The organism is Flexivirga sp., assembly GCF_051955415.1.
GTDB lineage: Bacteria > Actinomycetota > Actinomycetes > Actinomycetales > Dermatophilaceae > Flexivirga.
Window position 1 is genome coordinate 52613 of sequence record NZ_JBQCGS010000108.1, and the last position, 13347, is coordinate 65959.

Consider the following 13347-nt stretch of genomic DNA (forward strand, 5'->3'; position numbering starts at 1 on the left):
CTGCGGTTGTCACTGGGGACGATGTTTACGGCTGAGTCTCCCCATGCGCACGACCGGCCGGGGCAGCACCCGCAACGCGGTCGCGGCAACCTTGTACTGCGCGCCCGGGATCGAGACCACCTTGCCGCGGTCGACGTCGTCGAGACACTCCTTGACCAGCGAATCGGCCTGCAGCCACATGAAGTCCGGTATGCCGTGCCCCTTGATGCCGGCCCTGGCGTGGAACTCGGTTCGGGTGAATCCGGGGCAGAGCGCGGTCACCGTCACCCCGGTGCCGCGCAACTCGCTGGACAGGCCCTCGGAGAAGACCGTCACGTAGGACTTGGCCGCGGAGTAGGTGCCCGATGCCATGAATCCCGCGACGGAGGAGACGTTGATGATCGCGCCGCGGCGGCGGGCCCGCATCGCGAGGGCGGCGGCGTGGGAGAGCACGGTGACCGCGCGGACGAGCACGGTCAGCATCTCCTCCTCGGCACGGATCTCGTTGCGCAGGAACGGCTTCTTCAGTCCGAAGCCGGCATTGTTGACCAGCAGATCGACCGGCCGTTCGGCGTCGGCGAGCCGATCGGCAACCAATTGGATGTCGAGTCGGTCGCTCAGGTCTGCCGCAAGGACCTCGGCCGCGATGGAGTAGCGCTCCTCCAGTTGCTCCTTGAGCTCCTGCAACCGGGACTCGGTGCGCGCGACCAGGACGAGGTCGTGACCGCGCTGGGCGAGCTGGGTCGCGAAGGTCTTGCCGATGCCGGCGCTCGCGCCGGTGACGAGTGCGGTGGCCATGAGCGCCCACTGTAGCGAGAACCTGCGGGGTCCGGCCGAACACGGTCCAGCCTTCCCATCCATCGCCGGAACACCATGGGGCAGCTGAACGGCAGCGAGCCGTGAACCGTAAATTGTCCGGGTGCGCATCGCGACCTGGAACGTCAACTCCATCCGCTCCCGGATCGACCGCGTCGTCGGGGTGCTCGAACGCCACGACCTTGACGTGCTGCTGATCCAGGAGACCAAGTGCCGCGACGACCAGTTCCCCGAACTGCCGCTGCGCGCAGCGGGTTACCAGGTCGCGATGCACGGGCTCAACCAGTGGAACGGCGTGGCGATCGTGTCCCGGGTCGGCCTCGACGACGTCAGTGTCGGCTTCCCGGGGATGCCGGGCTACGGCGACGCTCTGGTGTCCGAGGCGCGGGCGATCGGGGCGACCTGCGGCGGTGTCCGGGTGTGGTCGCTCTATGTGCCGAACGGCCGCGAGGTCGGGCATCCTCACTACGCCTACAAGCTCGACTGGCTGGCCCGGTTGCGGGACGCCGCCGCCGGGTGGCTGGCCGAGGACGAGGGTGCGCAGATCGTGCTCGCGGGCGACTGGAACATTGCGCCGTTCGACGAGGACGTCTGGGACATCGGCTTCTTCGCCGGTCGCACCCATGTCACCGACCCGGAGCGAGCCGCGTTCCGTGCGGTCGTGGACGCCGGGTTCTCCGACGTGGTGCGGCCGTTCACGCCGGGGCCGGGCACCTACACCTACTGGGACTACACCCAGTTGCGCTTCCCCAAGCGGCAGGGCATGCGGATCGACTTCGCGCTGGCCTCTCCCGCACTGGCCGGCCGGGTGACCGAGGCGGCCATCGACCGCGAGGAGCGCAAGGGCAAGGGCGCCTCCGACCATGCGCCGGTCATCGTGACGCTCGGCGACTGAGGTCGTTCTGCATGCTCGCGGCGTTGCCCCACGTCTGCGACGCCACGCCGAAGTAGCCTGATCGTCATGGGTGTTCGCGTCGATCACAACCTGGTCATCGTCGGCTCGGGCTTCTCCGGCATCGGGATGGCGATCGCGGCCAAGAACCGCGGTCGCGATTTCGTCGTCCTGGAGAAGGCCCAGGAGATCGGCGGCACCTGGCGCGACAACCGCTACCCCGGTTGCGAGTGCGACGTGCCCAGTCATCTCTACTCCTTCTCTTTCGAGCTCAACCCCTACTGGTCCAAGGCCTACGCGACCGCCGACGAGATCCAGGACTACCTGCTCTTCTGCGTGGAGAAGTACGGCCTGCGCGAGCACATCCGCTTCGGCAGCATCGTGGAGCGGATGACGTATGACGAGGGCCTGGCCGCCTGGCATCTGAGCGTCACCACCGGCACCGGCGAGACCCAGCAGCTCGTCGCGGGCGCGGTGGCGCTGGGCGTCGGCGCACTGCACGAGCCGGTGATCCCGCACATCCCCGGCATCGAGACGTTCCGCGGCGAACTGTTGCACACCGCGTCCTGGGATCCCGGCACGACGGTGGTCGGCAAACGGGTTGGGGTCATCGGCACCGGCTGCAGCGGCGTGCAGGTCATCCCACCGCTGGCGGAGGACGCCCGGCAGTTGACGGTCTTCCAGCGCACGCCCACCTGGGTGCTGCCGAAGGTCGACCCGGCATACCCGGACTGGCTGATCGATCAGTACGAGAAGCGGCCCTGGTTGATGAAGGCGCACCGCGCGAAGCTGCGGGCCGCCGGGGAGGTGCGGGTCGGCGGCTTCACCAAGGCGCCCGCGGCCCTGAAGGCCGCCTCGAAAGCCGCGGTGGCGCACATGCATTCGGTCGTCAAGGACCCAGAGCTGCGCGCGAAGCTGACACCCGACTACACCATGGGCTGCAAGCGGGTCACGATGTCCAACACCTACTACCCGACGCTCGCGTCCGACCACGTCACCGTCGAGACCTCCCCGATCCTGGACGCCGACGCCACCGGCGTCACCACGCAGGACGGCACCACCCACGAACTCGACGTGCTGGTCTTCGCCACCGGCTTCGATGTCACGGGCTCCTACCGGCACCTGAACATCACCGGGGTCGACGGACGAAGCCTGCAGGACGACTGGGCGCAGGACGCGCAGACCTACTACGGCGTGACCGCGCCGGGCTACCCCAATCTGTTCTTCCTGCTCGGTCGCAACACCGTGCTCGGACACACCTCCGTGGTGCTGATGATCGAGGCGCAGATCGGGCTGGTCACCACGCTGCTGGATGAGCGGGACGCCCGCGGCGCGACAGCGGTCCGGGTGCGCCCCGAGGTGGTGCCGGCGCACATGCAGCGGCTCGACGAGCGCAGCGCCCAGTCGGTGTGGGAGTCCGGCGGCTGCACCAGCTGGTATCTCGACGACCAGGGTCGCAACCGGATGCTGTGGCCGGGCAGCGTCGGGGAGTACGAGCGCAGACTGGCCCGGCCGGATCTGGTGGACTACGAATTCACCGGATCCGAAGTCACCGGACCGGCACTCACCGGGTCACATCTCACCGGGACCGAGTGACCTCCGTCGACAGCGCCGGTTGGTCGGCCGGCGCGCTCACGTGCCGGCCGAGCAGCAGGGCGACCGCTGCAGCGGCCAACGCCACCACCGCCGCGCCCAGGAAGACGGTCTGCACCTGCAGTACGCCTGCGTCGGTCACCTGTGCCTGGGTCGGGTGCGGCAGCGACTGCACCCGGCCGTAGAACCGGTGCAGTCCGATCGCGGTCAGCAGCGCCAGGCCGACCACCATGCCGACCATCCGGGCCACGACCAGCAACGACGAGGCGACCCCGTGGGCGGCCTGCGGCGCGTCGTGCAACGCCGCGTCGTTGACCGGTGCGATCGCCAGCCCGACGCCCAGCCCGGCCAGCACCAGCAGGACCGTCGGCACCAGCCACGAGTCGAGCGCTCCGGCGTCCCACCGGGACATGCACGCCAGGGCGAGCGCCGTGACCAGCAGGCCGGGTGCCGCGATCAGCGCCGGACCGAGACGTCGCAGCAGCCATCCGCCGGCCAGCGCGCCCACCGGCACCGCGATCAGGAAGCGCAGCAGCACCAGGGCGGCCTGGGTCTGTGAGTCGGTGATCGTCAGCCGCGCCAGCACGGGTACGTCGACGACGATCGCCACGATGGCCGTGCCGACGCAGACCGACACCACCAGCGCCGGCCGCACGCGCCCGACCACCACGCCGGGCGCGATCAGCGGGTGTTCGCTGGCGCGGTGGCGCCATACGGAGAGCGCCGCGGCGACGACGGCGAGCGGCAGCAGCCACCAGCCGAGCGGGCCGACCACCTGCTTCTCGGGATCGGAGGCGGCGAAGGTGAGCACCAGCGCGCCGAGCGCGACGGCGATCAGCACGGCGCCGATCACGTCGACGCTGCGGGCGATCGGCCACCAGAAGCGCACCGACAGCGCCAGCACCACCGCGAGCGCGGCCAGTCCCCACACACCGATGGGTGTCAACAGGTGGGCTGTGTGGTCGCCATACGGGACGAACGGACCGCCCCACCGGATCGACGTCGTCAGCGCATCGGGCGCCCACAGGGCGAGACCGAGCAGGATCACCGTGGCGACGGCGGCGAGCGCGGTGAGCGCCCGCCACCACACCGGCACCGGGGCACCGACCCGTTCACGTGGTGCGCGACGCCCGCAGGCGACGATGCACAGGGCGAGCACGATCCCGGCGAAACCGTTGACCCAGAAGATCATTCGCCAGTCGGACACGGCAAGGATGAGCGCACCGAGCAGCGGACCCACCACGCTGCCGATCTCCTGCACCGCACCGACCACGCCGAGCGCGGTGCCGCGTCGGCCGGGCGGCCAGAGGTCGGCGACGAGCGCGAGGGTCGCCGGGACCAGGCCGCCGCCACCTACGCCCTGCAGGAAACGGCCGACGACCATCACCGGCAGTTCGGCGGAGATCGCCGTCACCGCGGAGCCGACGACGAAGAGTGCCAGGCAGCCGGTGAGGATGCGTTGCCGATCGATCAGATCGGCGAGCCGGCCGATCAGCGGCAGCACGGCGATGTAGCCGAGCAGGAAGCCGGAGATGATCGGGGTGGCCCGCTGCAGGGCGTCGACGCCGAGCCCGACGCCGTTCATCATGTCCTGCAACGCCAGCACCACGACGTAGGTGTCGGCGGCGGCGAGCGCGACCGCCGTGGAGGCGGTCGCGAGCATGGCCCGGTCCCGCCCGGAGGCCGCGCTCCCGGCCGGTGGGTCAGGGTGCCTTGATCGCAACCTGCTCGCCGTACTTGGTGAACTCGACGGTGTATGACGTGTCATCGGGCCCCTTGTAGAACGCGCCGGTCAGCTCGGCCGAGCGCAACTCGCCCTGCTCGGTGATCTGATAGACCGCGTCGTATGTCGTGCCGGCGTCGCCGAAGTTGAGGGTCTGCTTGATGGCCGAGCCGGGCAGTGTGCCGGTCACGATCTGCACGATGTCCTTGCCGTCGCGTTTCTTGTCGCCGAACTTCGGTGACTGTGTCGCGACCAGCAGCGAGGAGAATCCGCCATTCCTGGCGAAGATGTTCGCCGGATCGGGCGCACCGAACTGGGTGGGGTCGATCGGTGCCATCTTCGGGCTGAGCGGGGTCTTGGCCCAGACCTTGCCGCCGACCGCCACGACCGGCACGTTGATGGTGCCCGCTGCCGGGATGCGCACCGCGATGTCGCCCTTGAAGGCCGGGGCGTGCGAGCCGTCGCCCTCCCCGCTGACCAGGCCGTTCTCCTTGGCCGGGATCTTGTCCGAGGTCAGCTTCAGATGCACCCCGGAGGTGTCGTCGAGGGTCTTCTTCGCCTCGGCGAGCACCGACCGCGGCGTGACCGCAGCCTGTGTCGCGCTCTTCGTCCCGGACGGAGAGGACTTCTTCCCGTCGTTGCTGCAGCCGGTCAGCACAAGGGACACCATGACGGCGAGCGAGCTGGTGACGGCAAGGGTACGTCGCATGGGGAGCAACCTATCTTTCCGGAGATGCCTGTTCTGCGCTGGTTGACGCTCGGGCGCGCCGTCCGGTTCCCGGCGCCCCGTGGCCGGTGGCGGTCGGGGAGAATGACCGGCATGGCCGGACTTCATGTGCACCATGTGACCACCGACGACGGGGCGGTCCTGTCGGCATACGTCCGCGAGCCGCGGCAACCGGCCGGGCGCACCGTCGTGCTCGGGCACGGCTGGATCCTGGACCACCGCTCATGGCTGCCGGTGCTGCGCACCCTGGACCCGGCGTTGCGGGTGGTGCTCTGGGACCAGCGCGGACACGGCGGCTCGACGCTGGCCGGCGGGTCGCGCAAGGTCGGCCAGGAGTCGATCCGCCGCCTCGGTGCCGACCTGCGGACGGTTGTCGCCGAGCTCACGCCGGCCGACGAGCAGGTGGTGCTCGGCGGGCACTCGATGGGCGGCATGACGATCCTGGCGTATGCCGGGCTGGCGCCGCAGGAGTTCGTCGAGCGGGTCCGCGGCATCGCCCTGGTGTCGACGGCGGCCGGCGGATTGCGGGGTTCGGGACGCCCCGGCGAGCGCCCGCTGATGGCGGCGCTGCGGCACGTGCGCGTGCCGATCGGCCGCGGTATGACGGAGAAGGCGCACCGCGCGGCGGCGTTCGGGCGCGACGCCGATCCGGCCGACGTGCACGATGCGACGGTGATCGCGCGCGGCACCCGGTTGAACGTCTTCGCCGGGTACTACGACGCGCTGATGGAGCACGACGAGGTGGCGGCGCTCGGTGCGCTGCAGACGGTGCCGACCCAGGTGCTGGTCGGCGCGCGCGACCGGCTCACGCCGCCCACCCTCGCGCAACGGATCGCTGCCGGGCTCCCCCAGGCCGAGTTGCGGACGCTCGACCGGCTCGGGCACATGCTCCCGTGGGAAGCGCCCGATCGGGTGGCCGCGGCGATCGAGGAGCTCGCCCGATGACCGTGGATGCCGGGACGTCCCGGCAGCTGCGGGTCGAGGCCGACCGGCTGCTCGACTTCGCGCTGCGCTCCCGCACACCGCACGGTTTCGGCTGGCTCGACGACACCGGCGAGCTGACCGACCGGCCGCTCGAGCTGTGGCTGACCTGCCGGATGACCCATGTGGCGGCGCTGGGAGTGCTGACCGGCCGCGCGGAGTTCGCCGCACTGGTCGATCACGGCGTGCGGGCGCTGTCGTCGTCGTTCCGCGACGGGACGCACGACGGATGGTTCACGACCCTCGACGGCGCCACCGGGGCGCCGGTGGATGCTCGCAAACTGGCCTACCCGCACGCGTTCGTGCTGTTGGCCGCCAGCAGTGCCGTCGTGGCGGACGCCGACGGCGCCGGCGAGTTGCTGGCCGCCGCGCGGCGGGTGCACGAGCAGCATTTCTGGATCCCCGCGAAGAAGTTGGTGCACGAGAGCTTCGCGGCCGACTGGAGCGACGTCGAGCCCTATCTCGGGGTCAACGCCGCCATGCACACGGTGGAGGCGTTCCTGGCGCTGCACGACGTGACCGGGGAGGTCGACTACCTGGACCGCGCCGAAGCCATCACGGTGCAGGTCGCCGGCTGGGCGCGGGCGCGGGACTGGCGCATCCCCGAACACTTCGACGCCGACGGCCGGGTGTTGCCCGAGTACAACCGGGAGCGTTCCGCGGACCCCTTCCGGCCCTTCGGTGCCACCATCGGTCACGGACTGGAGTGGTCACGCCTGGCCCTGTCGGTGCGCGCGAGCCGGTTGCGGCTCGAGGCGTCATACAACGGCGATGAGCTGGTCACTGCCGCAACGGAACTCGCCGATCGCGCGGTGGCGGACGGGTGGGCGGCCGACGGCGCCGACGGGTTCGTCTACACCACCGATTGGGCGGGCCGGCCGGTCGTGCGGGCGCGGATGCACTGGGTCGTGTGCGAGGCGATCGGGGCGGCATACGCGCTCGGCCGCACGACCGGCGACCCACGCTGGGACGAGTGCCTCACGCGGTGGTGGAGGTATGCGCAGGAGCACCTCCTGGACCGCGAGCACGGCTCGTGGCACCACGAGCTCGACGAGACCAACCGGCCCGCGGCAGGCACCTGGCAGGGCAAGCCGGACGTGTATCACGCGCTGCAGGCATGCCTGCTCGTCGGCGACGCGCTGCCGCTCGCGCCGTCCTTCGCCACCGCGCTCTCCCGGCGCGCCGACCGGCCCTGATTGCGCCGACCACCCCTTCACCGAGCGGACACCTTACGCATCGAGCGGACACGAAATCCGGCGACAAAATGCCCGGATTTCGTGTCCGCTCAGTGTGTTTTGTGTCCGCTCGGTGATCAGGCGGCGGGGACCGCGGCGGGCACCAGCATCAGGCCGTCACCGTCCGGTGCCGTGTCGACGGTCACCGGCTGGCCGTCTCGAACCTCACCACCGAGCAACGCCTTCGCGAGCCGGTCGCCGATCTGCTTCTGCACCAGCCGTCGCAGCGGCCGCGCACCGTATGCCGGGTCGTATCCCTCGTCGGCCAGCCACTGCTTCGCGGCGTCGGTGACGTCGACGGTGATCCGGCGCTCGGCCAGCCGCAGCGCGATCGCGTCGACCTGCAGATCCACGATTCGGGTCAACTCCTCCTTGGTCAACGCCTCGAAGATGATGACCTCGTCCAGCCGGTTGATGAACTCGGGCTTGAACGACTGCCGCACGGTGTTCATGACCGAGTCGTGCTTCTGCTTCAGATCCAGCGTGGGGTCGACCAGGAACTGCGACCCCAGGTTGGAGGTCATGATCAGGATGACGTTGCGGAAGTCCACGGTGCGGCCCTGGCCATCGGTCAGCCGGCCGTCGTCCAGCACCTGCAGCAGGATGTCGAACGTCTCCGGGTGGGCCTTCTCGACCTCGTCGAGCAGCACCACCGAGTAGGGGCGACGGCGCACCGCCTCGGTCAGCTGACCGCCCTCCTCGTAACCGACGTAGCCCGGAGGCGAGCCGATCAGCCGCGCCACCGCGTGCCGCTCGGAGTATTCGGACATGTCGATGCGGACCACGGCGCGGGGGTCGTCGAACAGGAAGTCCGCGACGGCCTTGGCCAGCTCGGTCTTGCCGACCCCGGTCGGGCCGAGGACGAGGAACGAACCCGCCGGGCGGTCGGGATCGGCGACACCGGCACGGGTCCGGCGCACCGCGTCCGAGACCGCCTGCACCGCGCTCTTCTGGCCGAGCACGTGCTGGCCGATCCAGTCCTCCATGCGCAGCAGCTTCTCGGTCTCACCCTCGAGCAGGCGTCCGGCGGGTATGCCGGTCCAGGACGAGATCACGTCCGCGATGTCGTCCGGTCCGACCTCCTCCTTGACCATCGGCGCCTCACCACCGGCGGTCGAACTGGTCGACTCGGCGGCCTGCGCCTCCGCCAGCTGCTGCTCCAGCGCCGGCAGGTCGCCGAAGCGGATCTTCGATGCACCGCCGAGGTCGCCGTCCCGCTCCAACCGGTCGGCCTGGGTGCGCAGTTCGTCGATCTGGCTCTTCAGGTCGCCGACCTTGTTGAGTCCGGCCTTCTCCTGCTCCCAGCGGGCGGTGAGCGCGCTCAGCTCCTCCTGCTTGTCCGCCATGTCGGACTGCAGCTTGGCCAACCGGTCCTTCGATGCGGCGTCCGTTTCGTTCTCGAGGTGCAGTTCCTCCATCTTCAGCCGGTCGACGGCACGCCGCAGCTCGTCGATCTCGACCGGCGAGGAGTCGATCTCCATCCGCAGCCGGGACGCCGACTCGTCGATCAGGTCGATCGCCTTGTCCGGCAGTTGCCGCGCGGTGATGTAGCGGTCGGACAGCGAGGCGGCCGCGACCAGCGCCGCATCGGAGATGGCGACCTTGTGGTGGGCCTCGTAACGTTCCTTGAGGCCACGGAGTATGGCGATGGTGTCCTCCACGGACGGCTCACCGACATACACCTGCTGGAAACGGCGCTCCAGCGCCGGGTCCTTCTCGATGTGTTCGCGGTATTCGTCGAGCGTCGTAGCACCGACCAGCCGCAGCTCCCCGCGCGCCAGCATCGGCTTGAGCATGTTGCCGGCGTCCATCGAGGAGTCTCCGCCGGCGCCTGCGCCGACCACGGTGTGCAGCTCGTCGATGAAGGTGATCACCTGGCCGTCGGAGCCCTTGATCTCCTCCAGGACGGCCTTGAGTCGTTCCTCGAACTCGCCACGGTATTTCGCACCGGCGACCATCGCACCGAGGTCGAGGGAGATCAACCGCTTGTCGCGCAACGACTCCGGCACGTCGCCGGCGACGATGCGCTGCGCGAGGCCTTCGACCACCGCGGTCTTGCCGACGCCGGGCTCGCCGATCAGCACCGGGTTGTTCTTGGTGCGCCGGGACAGCACCTGCACGACGCGGCGGATCTCGGAATCACGGCCGATGACCGGGTCGAGCTTGCCCTCGCGGGCCACCGCGGTCAGGTCGGTGCCGTACTTCTGCAGGGCGTCGAAACTGCCCTCGGGCTCCGGACTGGTCACCTTGCCGCCACCGCGGGTCTGCGGGATGGCGGCGGCCAGCCCCTCGGCGTTGAGGCCGAATTCACCGGTCCGCGCGAGGGCCAGCAGCAGGTGGTCGGTGGAGACGTAGGTGTCGCCCATCGACTCCATCGCCTGGCGTCCCTGCTCCAGCACGTTGGCGAAGGTGCGGGACATGGTCGGCTGGCCCACTGAGGCGCCCTGCGTCGCCGGCAGCGTGCGCAGCAGCTGCTCCGCGGTCGCCCGCACCGCCTGCGCGGTCGTGCCGACGGCCTCCAGCAGCGGACCGGTGGTCGTGTCGGTCTGCTGCGCGAGCGCGAGCAGCAGGTGTGCCGGCTCCACCTGGGGGTTGCCGGCGGTGGTGGCGAGCTGGACTGCGTCGGAGACAGCCTCTTGCGCCTTGGTGGTCAGCTGTAGAGCCACGTTGGTTGGTCCTCCCTGGTCGGGTCGTCTGTCGTTGCTGGTGTGCCGGTCTCCCCTCTCTACCCACCTTTGCGCGGTGGGCGACACCGGGGCAAGGACGGCACACGTCTCGCCATACACAACGATCAAAAAGTTGAGTCTATTCCGCTCAACTATGCGTCACCATGCACCGCGCGCGGTTGCGGAAACCAAGTCGAGGAGGCAGGTTGGAGACATGAGTGATGACACGAGGATCAGCGTTTCCCGCACGATCGACGCGCCTGCCGCGGCGATTTTCGAGGTGCTCACGCTGCCGGCCAATCACGTCCGACTGGACGGTTCCGGTTTCGTGCGCAGCGCCGTGGGCACCGACCGGATCAGCGGCACCGGCGACGTCTTCACGATGAACATGGAGGGCGATCACATGGGCGGTGAATACCAGACCGACAACCACGTGACCGGCTACGAGAAGGACAAGCTGCTGGCCTGGCAGACCGCCCCGGCCGGCACTCAGCCACCCGGCTGGGAGTGGGTCTGGGAACTCACCCCGCAGGGACCCGACCAGACCGAGGTCAGCCAGACCTATGACTGGAGCCGGGTGACCGACAAGGAGCTGCTCAGCCAGAACCTCTTCCCCCTGGTGAGCCGGGACCAGCTCGAGGACACCTTGGCCAAGGTCGCCGAGCTGGTCGCGTAGCGAGCAGCCGGGCCGGATCTTCGCGCCGAAAACGACGAACGGCCCCTGACCTCGTCGGTCCGGGGGCGTTATGCGGATGGTGGACGGGTATGGTGCTCAACGGCGACGCAGCCAGGGCGCCTGCTTCTCCAGCAACAGCTCCTGGGCGTCCTGCTGATCGCGCCAGAACGCGCGGATCCGCCCGGCGAAGCCGACCGGTACCCGGCCATGGTCGTGGTGCTGCCGCGATGACTTGTTCAGTGACTGTGTTGTGTTCATAAACATCATTCTGAACTGCTTAACAATTCAGCACAAGCTGTGATTTCTTCATGATCATTAAGTGTTGCTGTAGTCTGATGCGATGCTCGACATCCACCGGCTGAGGGTCTTCCGTTCCGTCGTCGCCAGCGGCTCGGTGCAGGCGGCCGCCGCCCACTTGGGCTACACCCCGTCCGCGGTCAGCCAGCACATCAACCAACTGCAGCGGGAGACCGGCCTGACGCTCTTCGAGAAGGCCGGACGCGGGATCTGCCCCACGCCCACCGGCCGGCTCCTGGCCCAACAGAGCGAGGACGCGATGGGCGCGCTCGCCCGACTGGACAACGTCGTCACCGACCTGCGGCACGGTCGCACCGGCAGCTTGTCCATCGCCTGCTTCGCGTCGGCCGGCGAGGAGTGGGTGCCGCAGCTGGTCGCGAAGCTGCAGCGCGAGTTCAAGGACGTCCTGATCACGGTCGACCTCAACGAGCACCACGAGGCGGCCCGCTCCGACTGCGACCTGGACATCCGCACCGAGGACCTGACCGAACGCCCCGTGACACCCAAGGGCTACACCCGGCACGCGCTGATGACCGAGCCGTATGTCGCGGTCCTGCCCGCGAAACATCCGCTCGCCGAGGCCGATGAGGTCTCGATGGGTGACCTGGCCGACGAACCGTGGATCGACGACAGCAACGAGGACCAGACCTGCGGGCGCATCCTGCGCCGGGCGCTCAACAAGACCGGCATCGCACCGCGCACCGTGGCCGAATGCCAGGACCACCACACGAGTTTCGCGCTGGTCGCGGCCGGCATCGGCATCACCCTCGCGCCGCGGCTGACCCTCGGCTCACTCCCGCGGCGCGCACGAGCGGTGCCGCTGACCGATCCGGTGGTGCAGCGCGGCATCTCGGTGCACGTGCGGGATGCCGCGGCCGGCAGCCCGGTCACTCGCCGCGCACTCGAGCTGCTGCACGAGATCTGCGCCGCGGGTTAGCGAGCGGACAACTCCGCCACCCACTCGATCGCGGTCTCCACGACCTCGAAGCCGAGGTCCAGGTTGATCGACACCATGTGCGCGTTGGTTTCGGCATTGGTCGTGCGCACGAACGGGCGCCCGGGGTAGTCGCGTTGCAGCCGCTGTAGATTCGCCACCTTCACCATGGCCCCGAGCCGGTGACCACGGTGCAGCCGGTGGACGTAGGTGCCCTCCTGCTCGACCGGGTCGAGCGTGTCATCGAAGACCAGATCGGTCTGCGCCGCAACGACACCGGTCCGATGCTCGATCGCCAGTGTCGACAAGCGGATCCGGCCCTGCTCCGCCTCGCGTGCATAGATGTGGCGCAGCCGCTCCGGCGTCACCGCCTCCGCCTCGAAGTCGACGTCGCCGGACGGCGCATCGACGGCGAGCATGGCCATCAGATCGGCCAGTCCGGGCAGCAGGTCGTCCGGCACCCGACCGACGAACGTCTCGATCCGGTAGCCGGCGCTGCGCGGCGCCGCCGCGGCAGCGAGGTCGCCCAGCCGGGTGTCGGGCACCGGCAACTGCAGGTGCCGGGTGGTCTCACGCCAGGCCGTGGTGAATCCCCGCGAGGTGGCGAAGGATCGGTGTCCATCTGCACCGGACCCGTCACCGGGCGCCAGCGACTCGCTGAACAACGTCGAGCGGCCGAGTTGGCGGACACGACGCTTCGCGTGGTCGACGAGCGCGCTGCCCACGCCGTGGCGCCGGTGGTGCGGCGCCACGGCGAGGTCGGCATAAACCGTATCCAGGGTGTCGTGCTCCGGGTTGTACAGCAGGGTGGTGCCGGGGCAGCCGCCG

At 69.6% G+C, this 13347-nt stretch carries 12 protein-coding genes; 6 read left to right on the forward strand and 6 right to left on the reverse strand.

The features are described from left to right. Nucleotides 1-9: 9 nt before the first annotated feature. On the reverse strand, nt 10-777 hold the full coding sequence (locus tag ACTHL4_RS17820) for an SDR family NAD(P)-dependent oxidoreductase (RefSeq protein WP_440284111.1): 768 nt from the start codon (nt 775-777) through the stop codon (nt 10-12). A 121-nt stretch (nt 778-898) separates the two neighbouring features. Here ACTHL4_RS17820 and ACTHL4_RS17825 point away from each other — a divergent pair, with 121 nt between their 5' ends. Then, nucleotides 899-1690: an exodeoxyribonuclease III gene (locus ACTHL4_RS17825; protein ID WP_440284112.1), complete on the forward strand. Its 792-nt coding sequence runs from the start codon at nt 899-901 to the stop codon at nt 1688-1690. A 66-nt stretch (nt 1691-1756) separates the two neighbouring features. Then, a complete protein-coding gene (locus ACTHL4_RS17830; protein WP_440284113.1) occupies nt 1757-3283 on the forward strand; it encodes a flavin-containing monooxygenase in 1527 nt (508 codons plus the stop codon). On the opposite strand, the gene ACTHL4_RS17835 is transcribed toward ACTHL4_RS17830, so the two are convergent. Then, a complete protein-coding gene (locus ACTHL4_RS17835) occupies nt 3267-4943 on the reverse strand; it encodes an MFS transporter (RefSeq protein ID WP_440284114.1) in 1677 nt (558 codons plus the stop codon). The two genes, ACTHL4_RS17830 and ACTHL4_RS17835, sit on opposite strands and share 17 nt — an antisense overlap. A 40-nt stretch (nt 4944-4983) precedes the next feature. Then, nucleotides 4984-5712, reverse strand: coding sequence for an LppX_LprAFG lipoprotein (locus tag ACTHL4_RS17840; protein ID WP_440284115.1), 729 nt, complete (start codon nt 5710-5712; stop codon nt 4984-4986). Nucleotides 5713-5823: 111 nt separating this feature from the next. On the opposite strand from ACTHL4_RS17840, the gene ACTHL4_RS17845 reads away from it, so the two are divergent. After that, nucleotides 5824-6675 (forward strand): alpha/beta fold hydrolase, encoded by an 852-nt coding sequence (locus tag ACTHL4_RS17845; protein ID WP_440284116.1) that lies wholly within the window; start codon nt 5824-5826, stop codon nt 6673-6675. Continuing rightward, nucleotides 6672-7907: an AGE family epimerase/isomerase gene (locus ACTHL4_RS17850; RefSeq protein ID WP_440284117.1), complete on the forward strand. Its 1236-nt coding sequence runs from the start codon at nt 6672-6674 to the stop codon at nt 7905-7907. The genes ACTHL4_RS17845 and ACTHL4_RS17850 overlap by 4 nt, the downstream gene beginning before the upstream one ends. 116 nt (nt 7908-8023) lie before the next feature. Here the strand turns inward: ACTHL4_RS17850 and clpB are convergent, their stop codons facing one another. Next, nucleotides 8024-10612, reverse strand: a complete 2589-nt coding sequence (clpB, locus tag ACTHL4_RS17855) for an ATP-dependent chaperone ClpB (RefSeq protein ID WP_440284118.1) — start codon at nt 10610-10612, stop codon at nt 8024-8026. 214 nt (nt 10613-10826) lie between these two features. Here clpB and ACTHL4_RS17860 point away from each other — a divergent pair, with 214 nt between their 5' ends. Then, nucleotides 10827-11288, forward strand: coding sequence for an SRPBCC family protein (locus tag ACTHL4_RS17860; RefSeq protein WP_440284119.1), 462 nt, complete (start codon nt 10827-10829; stop codon nt 11286-11288). Between the two features lie 96 nt (nt 11289-11384). Here the strand turns inward: ACTHL4_RS17860 and ACTHL4_RS17865 are convergent, their stop codons facing one another. Further along, on the reverse strand, nt 11385-11546 hold the full coding sequence (locus ACTHL4_RS17865; RefSeq protein ID WP_440284120.1) for a hypothetical protein: 162 nt from the start codon (nt 11544-11546) through the stop codon (nt 11385-11387). A gap of 82 nt (nt 11547-11628) precedes the next feature. On the opposite strand from ACTHL4_RS17865, the gene ACTHL4_RS17870 reads away from it, so the two are divergent. Next, nucleotides 11629-12522 carry a LysR family transcriptional regulator gene (locus tag ACTHL4_RS17870; RefSeq protein WP_440284121.1) on the forward strand — a complete coding sequence of 298 codons (894 nt, stop codon included), beginning with the start codon at nt 11629-11631 and terminating at the stop codon, nt 12520-12522. Here ACTHL4_RS17870 and ACTHL4_RS17875 read toward each other — a convergent pair. Further along, on the reverse strand, nt 12519-13347 hold an 829-nt coding region (locus tag ACTHL4_RS17875), incomplete at its 5' end, for a GNAT family N-acetyltransferase (protein ID WP_440284122.1). The genes ACTHL4_RS17870 and ACTHL4_RS17875 overlap by 4 nt on opposite strands.

Coding starts and splice junctions, on each gene's coding strand:
- ACTHL4_RS17850 (WP_440284117.1), top strand. CDS start 6,672: ATGACCGTGGATGCCGGGACGTCCCGGCAGCTGCGGGTCGAGGCCGAC.
- ACTHL4_RS17835 (WP_440284114.1), bottom strand. CDS start 4,943: ATGCTCGCGACCGCCTCCACGGCGGTCGCGCTCGCCGCCGCCGACACC.
- ACTHL4_RS17860 (WP_440284119.1), top strand. CDS start 10,827: ATGAGTGATGACACGAGGATCAGCGTTTCCCGCACGATCGACGCGCCT.
- ACTHL4_RS17820 (WP_440284111.1), bottom strand. CDS start 777: ATGGCCACCGCACTCGTCACCGGCGCGAGCGCCGGCATCGGCAAGACC.
- ACTHL4_RS17845 (WP_440284116.1), top strand. CDS start 5,824: ATGGCCGGACTTCATGTGCACCATGTGACCACCGACGACGGGGCGGTC.
- ACTHL4_RS17830 (WP_440284113.1), top strand. CDS start 1,757: ATGGGTGTTCGCGTCGATCACAACCTGGTCATCGTCGGCTCGGGCTTC.
- ACTHL4_RS17870 (WP_440284121.1), top strand. CDS start 11,629: ATGCTCGACATCCACCGGCTGAGGGTCTTCCGTTCCGTCGTCGCCAGC.
- ACTHL4_RS17840 (WP_440284115.1), bottom strand. CDS start 5,712: ATGCGACGTACCCTTGCCGTCACCAGCTCGCTCGCCGTCATGGTGTCC.
- ACTHL4_RS17865 (WP_440284120.1), bottom strand. CDS start 11,546: ATGAACACAACACAGTCACTGAACAAGTCATCGCGGCAGCACCACGAC.